The sequence below is a fragment of the Olleya sp. ITB9 genome (genome assembly GCF_001315805.1).
GTDB lineage: Bacteria > Bacteroidota > Bacteroidia > Flavobacteriales > Flavobacteriaceae > Olleya > Olleya sediminilitoris.
Genome location: NZ_BCBW01000016.1, coordinates 1 through 16,608 on the forward strand (window position 1 = coordinate 1; position 16,608 = coordinate 16,608).

Below are 16,608 nucleotides of genomic sequence, written 5' to 3' on the forward strand. Positions count from 1 at the left end.
CTGCAAAAGGATGAATGCAAATATAAATGATACGTACANCTTTTTTTATATAAAATTTTATTCTATTTGTAAATAGCTTCTTTTTTAAAGTGCTTAGCTAGTAAATAATAAACTACAGCTCTGTATTTATTTCTATTTGATCTACCATAAGTTTCCATTACAGAATCTATAGCTTTATCTAAGTCTGCACTATCTTCTAAACCTAACTTTTTAATTAAAAAATTGTTTTTTACTGTCGCTAATTCAGAATCATCAGATCCAGAAACAGTTGCAGCGTCTTTATTGTATATTGATGGTCCACAACCAATAGTTACTTTAGTTAAAAAATCCATATCTGGAGTTACACCACATTTGTCTTTTAAGTCAGTTGCATATTTTGCGATTAATTCATCACGTTTACTCATAATAATAAAAAATTTTAGATTAATGTTTTTAAGCTATTTAAAGGTACAATAATTTTATTTCTTTTTTTAAACGTCAAGTTTTTAAAAATAAATTACGACAAACTACATTTTTTATCGGTAAAAGTTATTTTACGTATTTAAAATAATCTAATAATATAGCATCATTATCTCTGGATGGAGTAAACACCTCTAACAGTTTAGGTTGATTAGAAGGCGTATAAAACGTTTTTAAAGCAGTCTGTAAATCTGTTTTGTTTTCTACTTTTTTGTACACTAATCCATACATATCACACAACTGTTTTGCTGTTAAGTGATGTTTAGTTTCAAAAAAATAGTCAAAATTATCTGTGTTTTTATGTCCTGGTAAAATCCTAAATATTCCTCCTCCTTCGTTATTAATGACTATTATTCTAAAATTATTAGGTATGTAGTTATTCCATAAAGCATTACTATCGTAAAAAAAACTTAAATCACCAGTTATAAAAACTGTAGGTTTAGGATTAGCTAAAGCTGCTCCAATTGCAGTACTTGTACTACCATCTATACCACTTGTACCTCTATTACAAAAAACTTCTAGTGTAGGATTTAAATCAAAAAGCTGAGCATATCTTATAGTCGAACTATTACTAACTTGTAATTGTATATTTTCTGGTAGCCCATTTAATATATAATCAAAAGCTTTAAAATCTGAAAACGAAATTAGATCCATATAACGCTCATGTTTTTCGCGTCTTATAGTCATTTGATTAGACCAATAAGGATTATAATTACTTTTTACAGCTTTTGTTAACGGAATAAAATGCTTAAAAAACGAATTTATACTTTGCTTAAACACTTTATTTAAAACAAAAAAGGTATCATTAGCTCCATTTTCGGCAACATGCCAATGGTGTATTGGTTTATGAGTCCTTAAAAACTTCTTTATTTTTTTGGATACAATCAAACCTCCAAAAGTAAGTAAAATATCAGGTTGCAAGGCTTGTAACTCGTTATCAGACAAGGCTCCTATTAACTTATCTATACTTGGACAAAATTTGTCATGATGCAAATTGGACGTCGTTTCGGTAAGTACTAAAACACTTTCATCCTCTGCTAAAACATCTAAAAATTGTTGCTGTACACTGTTTGGAGGTAAAACACCTACCAAGACTAACTTTTGTTTTGAGCCATTCCAAATTTCCGCGAAAGCGTTATAATCTTGATTAGCATCATGATTAACAACTGGCATCACGTTTGTTGGATTTACCGATAATTGATCTACTATATCATACAAGGGTTCGTTAAACGGAATATTTACATGAACTGGTCCTTGTGTGGTAATTGCTGTATTTAAAGCTTGGTTTATTTCGGTTTCATTGTAGTGTTGAACACTTTGTTGCAATCCTAAATATTTTTCAATTTTATTTTCAATGCTCTTTATTATCGGCAATTCTTCCGCTAAAGCGTTTTCATTATCTGGATTTAAATCTTGCTTTAAATTGGCTTGATATTGGATGTGGTTATTGTAAATACCTTCTTGCTGTATGGTTTGACCATCACCAATTCCGACCAGATATTTTGGTCTATCTGCACTTAAAACAACTAATGGAATATTACTATAAAAAGCTTCTGAAACTGCTGGATAATAATTAAGTAAAGCACTTCCTGAGGTACAAACAACTGCTACTGGATGTTTGATTTGTTGGGCAATACCTAAGGCAAAAAATGCAGCACAACGCTCATCAACAATACTATAGCATTTAAAAAAAGGATCGTGAGTAAAACCAATGGTTAAAGGTGCATTTCTGCTTCCTGGTGACAAGACTATGTGTTGTATATTCTTGGCTTTACAAAGCTGAACAACGGTTTGTGCTAAAGGTATTTTTGGGTGTTTCATGTGTGTTACAAAAATACGAAACCCTAAACCTAAATAAAATGTTTATAAGAGGTTTTTAACAGTCTTGGATTTGGCAACGGTTTCGTCCCACTCTTTTTCAGGAATTGAATCTTTAGTAATACCACCTCCAACATAAATTAAGGCTTGATTGTCTTTTATTTGAAGACATCTTAAGTTAACAAACACATGTGACACGCTTTTTACGGTTGCATAAGCATTGTTTTCAACATTTCTGCGGTTTGTATTTCTTGTTTTAGATTGTTTTAGATTGATTTCGCCTAAAAAACCTGTGTAAAACTCACGATTATAACCTTCGTTATTTATAATAAATTGCTGAGCGTTTTGTTTGGGCAAACCACAAACTGCAGGTGTTGGATGCAATTGTTTAATTACAGATGCTAGTCCTTTTTCTGGGTCCAGTAATCCTGAAATTTTAGTACGTAAATGCAATAATCTACCAGCTTTTATAGTTTCGGTTTGACCAATATTTAAAGTGTTTACATTGCCTTGTAAACTATCCACAATAAAGTTAGTGACCAATTGTTGTTCTTCTTTTTCTTTAGCTTGCCAAATGACTTCTTCCGTATCAACATAAGGTTGTGTACCAGCTAAGGACATGGTTAAAAAACGGTTACCTTCTACCTTTAACAAGGTTTCTGGTGTTGCACCTAACCACAATCCTACTTTAGGATGGTACCAACAATACACCATAGCTGTGGTGTAAGTATTTAATAGTTTTTGAAGTAAACTTAATGTTTCGGTTTTAGAAAAATCTTGAGCTTGCACTCTAGAAACCACCACTTTTTTAAAAGTATTTTTATTAATTTCGGCTATAGCCTTTTCGACTAAATCTAAATGTTTTTGTTTTGATGTTTCAGAAACTGAAGACTCTGAATTAGATGTAATTGTCTTATCCTCTATTTCAAAACTAGTTTTTAATGTTTTGCAATTTTCTAAAGGAAATAAAATGTTTTCGTTTTTATTTTGAAAAGGCGAAAATACAAAACCACTTGCTTTAAAATTGGTGGTATAATGAAGCTTAGCGTCGTCCTGAAGCATTGCCTTTACAACGCTATCATTTGGCTTACGATAAGCTACAAATGGCAAATCATTATTGAAATGAATATTTAAATGTTCAAAAAAATCTAGTGTTGTCATAAATTATTTCTTTTTAGGTAAAGAAATGGTTGACAATTTACACACTGAAATAAGGTTATCAGCTTCATCAGTCACACGAATATCCAACAACTGCGTTGTACGTCCTTTATGGATAAACGTCGCTCTGGCATATATAAATCCTGATTTTACGCTTTTTAAATGGTTTGCTGTAATTTCTAAACCTCTAACCATTACTTTTTCTTGATCAGAAAACAATATAGCAGCAAAACTACCTACACTTTCTGCTAACGCAGCAGTTGCACCTCCATGCAAAACACCATCAGGCTGATGCACTTTAGGCGTAACAGGCATTCTAGATACTAAAAAGTCATCACCAAAGTCAATAAACTCAATCTCTAATGTTTCCATTAATGTGTTTTTACTAGCTTGATTTGCTTTAGTAATTACTTGTTGTTTAGTATACTTCATGTATCTTTAATTTTAATGTAAAAATACAAAACAAAGCACACAAAATGAAAGCTATAACACTGGAAAATGATCGTGTTAAATTAATACCTTTAGATTTAACCAATTACAAACACTTAACTACTATTGCTAGTGAAAAGGACTTAATTTACTACTCACCTAACCAAATAGACACACCAGAAACTTTAAAACAGTATGTGCAAGTTGCTTTAGATGGATTTAAACAGAATATAACATTACCATTTATTGTATTTGATAAAGACAAACAAGCTTTTGCTGGAAGTACGCGTTTTGGATTAATACATCACAAAAATAAAGTCTTACATATTGGATGGACTTGGATTGGAAAAACTTTTCAAGGCACAGGATTAAATAGTCAGATGAAATTTTTAATGCTACAATATGCTTTTGAAACTTTAGATTTTGAAAAAGTAGAATTTAGAATTGATGAACGCAATATTAAGTCCAGAAAAGCTGTAGAAAAGTTAGGTGCTACCTTAGAAGGTTTGTTACGTCAAAATACTATAATGAATGATGGTTTTAGACGAAATACTTGTTGTTATGGTATTTTAAAAAGCGAATGGAATACTATTAAATTAGAGCTATTTAAGTAATTAATAGTATTACTTTAAATCTATATTTAAACCAAAAAAGTTAGCATTACTTGCTGCTGTGTATTTTACATGTGTGTAACTAAACCTAAGTTTATTAATCTTTAAAGCAAAACCTGCTGATAAACCTGAAAAATTACGCTGATCAACAATACGCAATTCTTCAGCACGTCTAAAGTTGTAACCTAGTCTAATATTAAAACCTTTATCAGGAAACAGCTCTGCTCCTAAAATTGTGTGCCTAATTACATTACTTAAAAAGCCTACTTTTTCTTGAGTTTGATTACCTTCTAAATCTGTAGTTGTTCTAGCTGGATTAGCTTCTGCAATTGGCCACTGCTGAAGGTTTTCAAAAGTTAAATGCCAACGTAATGGAACATGCTCTAGCGTTTGAGATAAACCTAATGTAATGTCCAATGGTAAACTTTCGTTTTGACCAGCATATGTTGTGATTTGAGTCCCTAAATTACGAACAACCAAAGCTGCTTGAAACTCTAAATCTTGATTAACATACATTAACCCTAAATCCGTAGCTATACCAAACGAATTATATTGCTCTAAAGTTGATGTTATAAACTTAAGATTAGCACCAAAATAAAAATCTGAATATCCAATTTGTAACGCATAACCTAACGACAAAGCTGCTTCTGTACCTGTAAAGGTTCCGGTTGAAATACCGTTTTCGTCATAACCATCAAAATCGCCATAATTAATATAGGTCATTCCTGTATGAAACGTTTGCGTGCGTCTGTCCCAAGTGTAAGCATAAGCTGCTGTACCATAAGTAATACCACCTAAATAATTGCTAAAATTTAATGCAAACTGGTTATCCATTTCTGGATTAATTGCAGAGGGATTATACAAACCTTGTGTAACGTCATAATCTATGTTAGTTAGCACTTTACCACCTAAAGCTGCTTGTCTTGGTGAAGAGACTAAGTTTAAAAATTGATATGTTGATTGTCCACCTAATTGTGCATAACCAAATGCGCCAAATAGTAGGATCAAAAGTGGGACAATTTTATTTTTAAACATAGGATGCAAAGTAAATAAATCTACTTTAAAACGCAGATAAAGAACATTTATTTTTTACTTCAATTTTAGCTTTTGTCCGATTTGTAAATTATTGAATTTTACGTTGTTTAGTTCTGTTAACTTTTTAACCGTAGTATTGTATTTTTTTGAAAGTCTAAATAGATTATCACCTTTTACAACAGTATGATAATCAACACCTTCTTGAAGCCTATTTGTCTCTATATTTTTTTTATCCTCAGAAGATTCTTTTTGTTTTTCAATTTTAACTAACTCCTTAACTTTTTCTTCTTCTTTTTCAATTGTTGCTAATTCATTTTTAAACGACTCAGAGACTACAGCTTCATTTTTTTCCTGAATAACAACTTGTTGAACCTCTTTTCTAGCCTTTTTTTCAGCTTTTAATCTTTCTTTCTCCTTTGCTTTTTCCTCTTTTCTTTTAGCTGCTTCTAATTTCTTTTTGGCTTTAGCTAATTTTTTTTCAGCCTTAGCGACCTCTTTTGAGTCGTGTTTTTCTATTTTATTGTCTTCACTATTATCAACAACAGGTACTATTAATGGTTTAGAGTAAGTACTTTTATTTTTTATAACTTTTTTAGCATCAGGACTAGTTGTTTTATCTGAAGTTGACGCTTGAACCACAACTTGCGTTGACTGTGTTGGTGGTGGAGCAATTGTTGAAGGTGATTGACCAGGTCTAAGTTTTGCTATAACGCGTTCTTCTCCAGCATAACTAATAACTGGACTACTTGAAGGCACTAAAACACGATTAATAATTTTTATTTTTTGACCTGACTTAAATGTATTTGATTTTAGCAAATTATCTTTTTTGATTTGTGCTTCATCAATATCATATTTTTTTGATAATGTTTTTAGTGTTTCTCCTTGTTTTACATTGTGTACAATAATGTCATTATAGTATACACCATTAGGTGTCGTTTTTAATTGCTCTGCATTAGTTTTATCATGAGCCCTAAAAACATATTCACCTGTTTTAGTAGACATAAAAGCCTCTTTATCCTCTACAATAATTGGTAAAAATTCTTCTGGGTTATCTTGTGCTTTTGTTAAGTATGCACTTAAAAACATGACTATAACTAATATGTTTTTCATTGTAATTATTGGATATATTTTAACAAATATAAACTATTGACAATTATTGTATTACTCTAATTGGTTTAGAATGAAAAAAGCCCTTTTAAAATAAAAGAGCTTTTTTTTATATCAACCTAAGTTGTTTAATTATTTAGAATGTAGTACATATTAAATTTATAAAACAACACGATTATGGATGTCTAATCTCTTCAATTTGTAATATTTACAATTTTTTAGCCTGCTTCACTTTTTGATCAGTAATTGCAATTTTAACTACATCCATCATATCAGAAACATAATGAAAGGTTAAACCTTTTAAATATTCTGGTTTAATATCTTCAATATCACGTCTGTTGTCTTCACAAAGTAATATTTCTTTAATTCTTGCTCGTTTTGCTGCTAATATTTTTTCCTTTATTCCTCCAACTGGTAAAACTTTACCACGAAGCGTAATTTCGCCTGTCATAGCAAGACTTTTCTTAACTTTTCGCTGAGTAAACAATGACACTAAAGAAGTTAACATAGTCACACCTGCACTTGGTCCATCTTTTGGTGTTGCTCCTTCTGGCACGTGGATATGAACATTATATTTTTCAAACACCTCTGGTTTAATATTTAATTCCTCAGCATGCGCTTTAATGTATTCCATTGCAATGGTAGACGACTCCTTCATTACCTTACCTAAGTTACCTGTAATATTTAAGGTACCTTTACCTTTAGATAAAATAGATTCTATAAACAAAATATCACCTCCTACTCTAGTCCAAGCTAAACCTGTAACAACTCCTGCGACATTGTTATTTTCATATTTATCGCGTTCTAATTTTGGCCCACCTAAAACTTCAATAATATCTTCGTTTGATATTTTAATATTATAATCCTGTTCCATTGCTATATTTTTGGCAGCATAACGCACCATTTTAGCAATTTGTTTTTCTAAACCACGTACACCAGACTCACGTGTGTATCCTTCAACTATTTTTTCAAGTTGAGGCTTACCTATTTTTAAATGCTTATCTGTTAAACCGTGTTCTTTTAATTGTTTTGGTAATAAGTGACGTTTAGCTATTTCTACTTTTTCTTCAATAGTATAACCTGTAACGTTAATTATTTCCATTCTGTCTCTTAAAGCAGGCTGAATTGTATTTAAGCTATTTGACGTTGCTATAAACATGACTTTAGATAAATCGTATCCCATTTCTAGGAAATTATCATGAAACTCGCCATTTTGTTCTGGATCCAAAACTTCTAACAAAGCAGACGATGGATCACCTTGATGAGAGTTTGAAAGTTTATCGATTTCATCTAAAACAAAAACTGGGTTTGATGTACCTGCTTTTTTAAGGCTTTGTAAAATACGTCCTGGCATTGCACCAATGTATGTTTTACGGTGTCCTCTAATCTCAGCCTCATCACGTAAACCACCTAAACTCATGCGTACATATTCACGACCTAAAGCTTCTGCAATAGACTTACCTAACGATGTTTTACCAACTCCTGGAGGTCCGTAAAGACAAAGAATTGGAGATTTCATATCATTACGTAGTTTTAAAACAGCAAGATGCTCGATAATACGTTTCTTAACATCGTCTAATCCATAATGGTCACGATCTAATATTTTTTCGGCACGTTGTAAATCAAATTTATCTTTACTAAAAGTACTCCAAGGTAAATCTAAAAATAAATCTAAGTAGTTACGTTGTATAGAATACTCGGCTACCTGAGGATTCATACGTTGCATTTTAGCTAATTCTTTATCAAAATGTTTTCCAACTTTATCGTCCCATTTTTTAGTTTTAGCACGTTTTTTCATGTCTTCAATTTCCTCAGCATTACCACCTCCAAGTTCTTCTTGAATGGTTTTTAATTGCTGATTTAAAAAGTACTCACGTTGTTGTTGGTTTAAATCGCTTTGTACTTTAGACTGAATATCGTTTTTAAGTTCTAGTTTTTGAAACTCGACGTTCATGTAACGTAGTGTTTCTAAAGCGCGCTCTTTTAGATGATTCATTTCTAAAAGCGCTTGTTTTTCGTCTACTTTTAAATTCATATTAGACGAGACAAAGTTTATTAAAAACGAATCGCTTTCTATATTTTTAATAGCAAAGGTTGCTTCTGTTGGGATATTTGGACTATCCTTAATAATTTGTACTGCAAGTTCTTTGATACTGTCAATAATAGCAGCAAACTCTTTATTTTTAGCTGCTGGCTTTGCTTGAGGCACCTCTTTTACTGTAGCTTTAATGTAAGGCTCTTCAGTAATAACTTGGTCTATTTCAAAACGTTTTTTACCTTGAATTATAACGGTTGTGTTACCATCAGGCATTTTTAACACCTTTAAAATTCTGGCAACTGTACCAATTTTATGTAAATCTTCGGCTTTTGGATCTTCTACAGATTCATCAATCTGAGACACCACACCAATAACTTTTCCGCCTTTATTAGCGTCATTAATTAATTTTATTGACTTATCTCTACCTGCTGTAATTGGTATTACTACACCAGGAAATAATACTGTATTACGCAATGATAATATTGGTAAAGATTCTGGCAGCTCTTCTTTTGCTATTTTTTCTTCATCTTCTGGAGTCATTAATGGTATTAACTCTGAGTTTTCATCAAAGTCTTGTAATGACAAACTGTCAAGTGAAATAAAGTTTGATTTTTTCATAGATATATATAAGTCAAAATGTCACTAAAATAGTTTCAAATGGACTATTTCTTTTTTTAATATTAAACTTAAAGTTTGCTATTATGTTGATATACTTAAGTTTATCAATATAACGTAGCAGACATTCATTATTAAAAATTCAATTAATGTGCCACTTTAGACTTTTCAAACATTAAATAAAGGTTGATTTAGACTTATAAATAAAAAAATAAAATATTTTTTCAAAAAAGTGTAACAAACTATTTTAACTTTCCTCTTTATATAAAACAAACCATTTTTGACACTAACCAAACATACTATAGAGCAACTTGTAACGCTTTGCATATCTGGAAACCAATTAGCGCAATTGGAAATATATAACAGATATTACAAAGCCATGTACAATACCTCTTATAGAATTGTAAACAATAGTTTTGAAGCTGAAGACATAATGCAAGAGTCCTTTTTGACCGCATTTACTAAGCTTGAAAAATTAAAAGAAATTAGCACATTTACTGCTTGGTTAAAGCGTATAGTTGTTAATAATAGCATACAAGCTTTTAATAAAAATAAAAAAAACGGAGAAGTTGGATTGGATGATATGCTATACAAAATTGAAGACCATCAAGGTGTAGACACAACAACCGAAATAACATCTGTTAAAGCAAAACAAATTTTAGACCATTTAAACCAATTAAAATCTAATTATAAAATTGCGCTAACCCTACATTTAATTGAAGGTTATGATTACGAAGAAATTAGCCAAATAATGGAAATTAGCTATGCTAATTGTAGAACAACAGTCTCTAGAGCAAAAGAGAGTTTAAGAAAAAAATTAGAACAATTAAACTAATTGTTATGAACAACGATATAGATAAATTATTTAAAAGTTTAGACCATCAATTTGATGTCGAAACCCCAAATTTAGGACACCAACAGCGGTTTTTAGACAAACTAAACAGTTCCAAAACCGAAACTGTAGTAATAAGCACAAAAAAGACTTACTGGAAGCCTCTATTAGCTGTAGCAGCATCTATAGTACTAATAGTTACCTTAACGTTTAATTTAAAACCAGAGCAGAAAACAAAGGATTTAGCAAGTATCTCTCCACAATTAGCAGAGACACAAAACTTTTTTTCTAACACTATTGCTTTTGAATTAAATAAACTAAATACTGAAAAAAGTCCTGAAACACAAAAACTAGTAAACGATGCTTTAACACGCTTAGAGCAACTTGAAACCGAATACCAAAACTTAAAATTAAACCTAATTGAAAGTGGCGAAGATCAACGTGTTATTTACGCTATGATTACCAACTTTCAAAACCGAATAGACCTACTACAAAGTACATTGTTACAAATTGAAGAGGTTAAAAACTTAAAACAAAACTCCTATGAAACTACTATATAAACTAACACTTTGTCTTTTATTACCTGTATTTGCAATAGCAAATAATGGTGCTTGGGAAGGTAAACACACTAAAACTAAAAAAATTAATAAAGAATATACTGTAAGTGACAATGCGACTTTAAAAGTAGCTAACAAATACGGAAATTTAGATATTGTTACTTGGACAGGAAACACTATTGCTATTGAAGTTACAATCACTACCAATGGTAATGATTTAGAAGATGTACAAAAACGTTTAAATGAAATAGATGTAGCGTTTTCTGCAACGTCAAGTTATGTGTCTGCTGAAACTATTATTGGTAAAAAGAAAAAAAGCTCTTGGTGGAATTGGTCTAGTAATGACGATGTAAACATGAAAATTAATTACATAATAAAACTACCAATTACTAATAATGTAAATCTAAATAATGATTACGGAAATATAACATTAGACACGCTTAAAGGTCGTGCAGAAATTAGTTGCGATTATGGTAAAATAACAACTAAAGAGTTACTTGCAGACAATAACATAATCAAGTTTGACTACACTAATAATAGTTATTTTGAATATATACAAAGTGGAAAAATCAATGCCGATTACAGTGGTTTTACAGTCGCAAAAACTAAAGATCTTAATATTATTGCCGATTACACAAAAACACTTGTTGAAATAGCCGAAAACATTAGATACAACTGTGACTATGGAAGTTTACGTGTTAATAAATTAAACAGTATATCTGGTAACGGAAACTACCTAACTGTAGTACTAGATGATGTATACAAAAATGTAAATCTAAATGCTGATTATGGTTCTATCAAAATAGGAAAAATGAACAAAAATGCAGGTGACGTATCTATTGAATCTGATTATGTAGGTATCAAAATTGGTATTGATCCTGATTATGCTTTTGATTTTGATATCAATCTTGAATATGGTAACCTTAAAGGAGAAGACGACTTTAATATACAAACCAAAAGCATCAAAAACTCGGACAAATATTACACAGGTTACCATAACAACAATACTTCTGGTAACTTAATTAAAATAAACTCAGAATACGGAAGCGTAACCTTTGATAAAAAATAATCAATTAACAATAAACAATCAATCATCATGAAACTATTAAAAACAACATTAGTCTTAGCCTTAACTGTAATGAGCTTAACCTCTTGTAACGCACAATGGGGAAACGGAAAAAAAATAAAAGGTAACGGAAATTACACTACAATAAAAAGATCTACATCAGATTATGATGCCATTAAATTAGCAGGTTGGATGGATTTTGAATTAGTCTCTGGTACAGAAGGTACTATTATTTTAGAAGGAGAAGAAAACTTATTAAACTATATTACAACTGAAGTTAAATCTAACAGCTTAATAATTAAAATTGAAAACAATATAAACTTAAAACCAAGCGGAAAGAAGACCATTAAAATAACTGTTCCGTTTGAAGATATTGATAAAGTAACATTATCAGGTTCTGGAGATGTTACTTCTAATACAACCATTAACTCCAAAAATTTTGAAGCAAGAGTATCAGGTTCTGGAGACGTCACTTTAGATGTACAATCCTCATCAGTTGAAGGTTCTGTAACAGGTTCTGGAGATCTAACATTAACAGGAAACACTAAAAACTTAAACGCTAGCGTTACAGGTTCTGGAGATTTTCATGGAGAAAAATTACAATCCGATAATACTGAAGCAAAAGTTACAGGGTCTGGAGGTATAAAAGTACATAGCAATAATAGTTTAAAAGCTAAAGTAACAGGTTCTGGAGATATACATTATAAAGGTAATCCTACAAATGTTAACAAGAAAGTCACTGGATCTGGAGATATTAGTAACTAGAGTCCCTTAACATAAGTTTTAAAAGCCATTATTTGTCAAACAAGTAATGGCTTTTTACTTTTATTGGTAAATCTTTTTTTATGATTTAAAAATATTCCTACAGGAATATTATATTTGAACTATGCAAAAAAGCTTAGGATATCAAACCACTGTAGATTTTTATAATTGTAACCATGACATCATTAATTCTGTTTCTGCAATTACTGACATATTAGAAAAAGCTGCTAAATTAATGCAGTTAAACATTGTTAATACAACAATTCATCAGTTTTCTCCAATTGGTATAAGTGGTGTCATTGTTATTAAAGAAAGTCATATTGCTATACACACTTGGCCTGAACACAACTATGTGGCTCTAGATTTTTTTACTTGTAGTACTTTTAACGATTTAGAAGAAGGTATTTTATGGATTCAAAAACAATTTAAATCTAATAAAATAGAACAACAATTTTCACAAAGAGGTTTTCTAACCAAAATGATATAACTATGAGTTTAAAAAAAACAATAGCTAATTATTTTGACGACGAGAAGGGAAATGCAAAAGGTGAAGCTTTTTTAGAGTATTTTATTTCTGTTTTAATTTTAATTAATGTTCTAGCAATCATACTAGAATCGTATCAATCAATTTATACTAAATATAAATTTGTATTCACTTTTATTGAGCTCTTTTCAATTATAATATTTTCAACTGAATATATAATTCGTATTTGGGTTTCAGATTTAATCTACCCCAAATTATCACCTACAAAAGCTAGATTAAAATACATATTTTCATTTATGGGTATTGTAGACTTAGCCTCCATCTTACCTTTTTACCTTCCATTTATTGTCTCTTTAGACTTAAGAATTATTAGGTTGTTGCGATTATTTAGACTCCTTAGAGTTTTAAAATTAAATCGTAATTTTAAGAGTTTAGCTGTTATACGTTCTGTTATTGTTAAAACAAAAAACGAAATTTTGGTATCAGCAATTTTAGTTTTTATACTATTAATAATAGCATCTACATTAATGTTTTATATTGAAAATAAAGCGCAACCTGAAGCATTTGAAAACATTGGACAAGCGCTTTGGTGGGCAGTTGCAACACTTACCACTGTAGGTTATGGTGATATCTACCCAATAACAGGTTTGGGTAAAATAATGAGTGCTGTTATAGCCTTATTAGGTATTGGTTTTGTTGCTTTACCTACAGGTATAATTAGCTCTGCTTATATTGAAGAAATAAGAAGTCTAAAGAAATCACAACAATGTTTTTGTCCACATTGTAACAAAGAAATTATCGAATAATGTTTGAAAACAAATCACAATATCCATTAAATAAGCTTAAAGTTGGCTTTACATTTAAACTGTTTAAACAAAAATGGACTATTACTGAAATTGCTGAATATAGCTGGAACACAGGAAACATGAGTGTTGAATATACAATTGAAAATCCTGATAAAAAAGCATTTTTAGAAGTAGAATTTTACAGAGGGAAATTTGAAGTCATATACAGTGAAGCTTTAACTTTAAATAATATAAATTTAGATTTAATCATTGAAGATGGCTATTTGATATTTGAGAATAAGAAATATAATTTAGAAGAAACATTTTCAGGATCTTATAGAAATATGACTACTTTTACAAGTACAGAAAACCTTACAAGTTATCAGTTTTACTTAAAAGATAATTGCATTTCAGTCGAAAAATGGGATGATGGCAGCATCGAAAGCTTTATTGGAGAAGAAATAAAACCAAAAAAAATAACCAACATAAATACTTTATAAAATGACCAAACGCATTCTATATACAACTATAATTAGCATCCTATTTTTATCTTGTGGTTCTTCTGATAAAGAAGTTAAAACGATTACTATTGAGCCTTCTCAAGCTATATTAAAAAATATAGCTAGTAATGATTTTTCTATTGTTTTAGACGATATGAAGATTGATGAAACAGAAAATTTAATAGTACATAAACATAAATACAAAGTATTAGAGTTAAAAAACGATTCTCTACATAGCACAGACAAAGATTGGTCGGTTGTTAATCAAAGCTTTTTTTTAAACCATAAAAATGATTTAGGTATGGAAATTTTATCAAGACATAATGGTAAAGTTTCTACTTTAGCACAACCTGTTGGTTATGGTTGGGCAATTGGTAATAGTGCACATGGTGAATGGGAAGAAACTTCTACAGACAGTACAAGTACTAAATCTCATGGTACATCCTCTCATGGACGCTGGAGAACTCATTCTACTAGTCCTTTCTTCTGGTTATGGTTAGGCTCAAGAAGAAGTTTTTTTAGAAATGATTATAATAATTACAGAACGTATAATACCACTGGAAGAAGTTATTATGGGCAAAATAACAATAATACTTATACTCATGGAACCAGAAGTAGTTATCAAAAAAAATCAAGACCTTCATTTTTTACAAGAAAAAGTCAAAACTCTACCAGTTGGAATAATCTTGAAAAAAGAACAAGTAGAAGCTCTTCTAGGTATAAATCAGGATCAAGTACACGATCTAGATCAGGAGGAATAGGAAAATAGATATTTTGGGATACACAAAAAAGCAAAAATCATTTGCATTAAAAATTGCATTATTTGCAACAGGTTTAAGTGGTATTGTCGCAGAATATATACTATCTACTTTAGCGTCATATTTTATTGGTAACGCAATATTGCAATTTACTTTAATTGTTTCAATTATGTTATTTGCAATGGGCTTAGGTAGTCGGTTATCTAGACTATTTACTGGTAACGTCGTCTTATCGTTTGTAATTACTGAGTTAGTATTATCTGTATTTATATCTTTTTCAGCTATAATTTGTTATTTAATTTATGGTTACACAGATTTTTCATGGTTGATAATATATATGTTTTCCATACTTATTGGATTGTTAATTGGTTTAGAAATACCTCTTGCTACTCGTATCAATGATGATTACGAAGAGCTTCGTCTTAACATCTCTAATATTTTAGAAAAAGACTATTTTGGAAGTTTAATTGGAGGCTTGTTTTTTGCTTTTGTAGGTCTACCCTACTTAGGTTTAACTTACACTCCTTTTATTTTAGGTTTTCTAAACCTAAGTGTATCATTTTGGCTATTTGTAGTTTTAAAAGATACTTTTTCAACTAAAATAAAAAAAACATTAATCTTAGCATACATAGTTGTTACAAGCTGTATTGCTTTAGGTGTCTATTTTGCTAATCCTATTATACAATATGGAGAACAAGCAAAATACAAGGATAAAATTGTTTTTAGCCAACAAACAAAATACCAAAAAATTGTAATTACTAAATGGAAAGAATGGCACTCCTTATACATAAATGGTAATCAGCAATTATCTTCATTTGACGAATTTATGTATCACGAGCCTATGGCTCACGTGACTATGAATCTAGCGGAGAAAAAAAATAATATTTTAATTTTAGGTGGTGGAGATGGTTGTTTAGCTAGAGAGATTTTAAAATATGATAATATTGAAACAATAACTTTAGTAGATTTAGATCCAGTTATGCTGGATTTAGGGAAAAAAAATAAAACCTTTAAATCGCTAAACAACAACGCTTTAAATAATTCTAAAATAAAAACAATTGCTGCAGATGCTTTTACTTTTTTAGAAAATAAAACAATTGATTATGATGTGATTTTTGTTGATCTTCCTGACCCTAATAATGTTGATCTAAATAAACTATACACCAAAGAGTTTTATCTTTTATGTAGTCAAAGATTAACCAAAAATGGAATAATGATTACTCAAAGTGGCAGTCCATACTATGCAACTAAAGCTTTTTATTGTATTGAAAAAACTATGCAAGCAGCTAATTTTAATACTATACCTTTACACAATCAAATTTTAACTCTTGGAGAATGGGGTTGGATTATAGGTAGCAAACAAAAGATTTCTAGCCAACAAATACAAAATATAGATGTATCTAAAATTGACTCTTTAAAATGGTTAAATAATAAATCTATAAACTTACTAACTTCATTTGGTAAACCTTTGTCAGATACAACAAACATTAAAATCAACACTATTTTTAATCCTAAATTATATACTTACTATAAAGAAGGGAATTGGAATTTATACTAAATACCAATATTATTACAAAAAGAAAGCCACTATTAA

17 protein-coding genes are annotated in these 16,608 nt (G+C 30.2%); 10 read left to right on the forward strand and 7 right to left on the reverse strand.

Annotated features, from left to right (window positions below; all coding sequences use genetic code 11):
• Window positions 1-62: 62 nt before the first annotated feature.
• The 4 genes from ITB9_RS03475 to ITB9_RS03490 form a co-directional block, all read right to left on the reverse strand.
• Window positions 63-404, reverse strand: a complete 342-nt coding sequence (locus tag ITB9_RS03475; RefSeq protein WP_028290893.1) for a DUF2853 family protein — start codon at window positions 402-404, stop codon at window positions 63-65.
• A gap of 124 nt (window positions 405-528) precedes the next feature.
• Window positions 529-2,280, reverse strand: coding sequence for a 2-succinyl-5-enolpyruvyl-6-hydroxy-3-cyclohexene-1-carboxylate synthase (menD, locus tag ITB9_RS03480; protein ID WP_054851163.1), 1,752 nt, complete (start codon window positions 2,278-2,280; stop codon window positions 529-531).
• A 42-nt stretch (window positions 2,281-2,322) separates the two neighbouring features.
• Entirely contained in the window at window positions 2,323-3,438 is a 1,116-nt protein-coding gene (locus ITB9_RS03485; RefSeq protein WP_054851164.1) for a chorismate-binding protein, read from the reverse strand.
• A 3-nt stretch (window positions 3,439-3,441) separates the two neighbouring features.
• Window positions 3,442-3,867 carry a PaaI family thioesterase gene (locus tag ITB9_RS03490; RefSeq protein WP_028290896.1) on the reverse strand — a complete coding sequence of 142 codons (426 nt, stop codon included), beginning with the start codon at window positions 3,865-3,867 and terminating at the stop codon, window positions 3,442-3,444.
• Window positions 3,868-3,911: 44 nt separating this feature from the next.
• On the opposite strand from ITB9_RS03490, the gene ITB9_RS03495 reads away from it, so the two are divergent.
• Window positions 3,912-4,478, forward strand: a complete 567-nt coding sequence (locus tag ITB9_RS03495) for a GNAT family N-acetyltransferase (protein ID WP_054851165.1) — start codon at window positions 3,912-3,914, stop codon at window positions 4,476-4,478.
• 9 nt (window positions 4,479-4,487) lie between these two features.
• Here ITB9_RS03495 and porQ read toward each other — a convergent pair whose 3' ends face one another.
• From porQ to lon, 3 genes are all read right to left on the reverse strand, one after another.
• Window positions 4,488-5,510 (reverse strand): type IX secretion system protein PorQ, encoded by a 1,023-nt coding sequence (gene porQ / locus ITB9_RS03500; RefSeq protein WP_054851166.1) that lies wholly within the window; start codon window positions 5,508-5,510, stop codon window positions 4,488-4,490.
• A 54-nt stretch (window positions 5,511-5,564) separates the two neighbouring features.
• Window positions 5,565-6,620: a LysM peptidoglycan-binding domain-containing protein gene (locus ITB9_RS03505; RefSeq protein ID WP_054851167.1), complete on the reverse strand. Its 1,056-nt coding sequence runs from the start codon at window positions 6,618-6,620 to the stop codon at window positions 5,565-5,567.
• Window positions 6,621-6,825: 205 nt separating this feature from the next.
• Window positions 6,826-9,273, reverse strand: coding sequence for an endopeptidase La (lon, locus tag ITB9_RS03510; protein ID WP_028290900.1), 2,448 nt, complete (start codon window positions 9,271-9,273; stop codon window positions 6,826-6,828).
• A 277-nt stretch (window positions 9,274-9,550) separates the two neighbouring features.
• On the opposite strand from lon, the gene ITB9_RS03515 reads away from it, so the two are divergent.
• The 9 genes from ITB9_RS03515 to ITB9_RS03555 all read left to right on the forward strand — a co-directional run bounded on the left by ITB9_RS03515 (window position 9,551) and on the right by ITB9_RS03555 (window position 16,572).
• On the forward strand, window positions 9,551-10,105 hold the full coding sequence (locus tag ITB9_RS03515) for an RNA polymerase sigma factor (protein ID WP_054851168.1): 555 nt from the start codon (window positions 9,551-9,553) through the stop codon (window positions 10,103-10,105).
• A gap of 5 nt (window positions 10,106-10,110) precedes the next feature.
• Window positions 10,111-10,662 (forward strand): hypothetical protein, encoded by a 552-nt coding sequence (locus tag ITB9_RS03520; protein ID WP_054851169.1) that lies wholly within the window; start codon window positions 10,111-10,113, stop codon window positions 10,660-10,662.
• The gene (locus ITB9_RS03525) at window positions 10,646-11,728 is read left to right on the forward strand and encodes a hypothetical protein (RefSeq protein WP_054851170.1); all 1,083 of its coding nucleotides are present in this window, start codon (window positions 10,646-10,648) and stop codon (window positions 11,726-11,728) included. The genes ITB9_RS03520 and ITB9_RS03525 overlap by 17 nt, the downstream gene beginning before the upstream one ends.
• A 27-nt stretch (window positions 11,729-11,755) precedes the next feature.
• Complete coding sequence (locus ITB9_RS03530; protein ID WP_054851171.1) at window positions 11,756-12,490, forward strand: head GIN domain-containing protein; 735 nt, start codon at window positions 11,756-11,758, stop codon at window positions 12,488-12,490.
• A gap of 121 nt (window positions 12,491-12,611) precedes the next feature.
• Window positions 12,612-12,974, forward strand: a complete 363-nt coding sequence (gene speD / locus ITB9_RS03535) for an adenosylmethionine decarboxylase (protein ID WP_054851172.1) — start codon at window positions 12,612-12,614, stop codon at window positions 12,972-12,974.
• 2 nt (window positions 12,975-12,976) lie between these two features.
• The gene (locus ITB9_RS03540; protein ID WP_082396025.1) at window positions 12,977-13,777 is read left to right on the forward strand and encodes an ion transporter; all 801 of its coding nucleotides are present in this window, start codon (window positions 12,977-12,979) and stop codon (window positions 13,775-13,777) included.
• Entirely contained in the window at window positions 13,777-14,256 is a 480-nt protein-coding gene (locus ITB9_RS03545; protein WP_028290907.1) for a DUF4178 domain-containing protein, read from the forward strand. Before ITB9_RS03540 ends, ITB9_RS03545 begins: the two co-directional genes overlap by 1 nt.
• Window position 14,257: 1 nt before the next feature.
• Window positions 14,258-15,025 (forward strand): hypothetical protein, encoded by a 768-nt coding sequence (locus ITB9_RS03550; RefSeq protein WP_054851173.1) that lies wholly within the window; start codon window positions 14,258-14,260, stop codon window positions 15,023-15,025.
• A gap of 5 nt (window positions 15,026-15,030) precedes the next feature.
• Window positions 15,031-16,572 carry a polyamine aminopropyltransferase gene (locus tag ITB9_RS03555; RefSeq protein WP_054851174.1) on the forward strand — a complete coding sequence of 514 codons (1,542 nt, stop codon included), beginning with the start codon at window positions 15,031-15,033 and terminating at the stop codon, window positions 16,570-16,572.
• The last annotated feature ends 36 nt before the right edge of the window (window positions 16,573-16,608 follow it).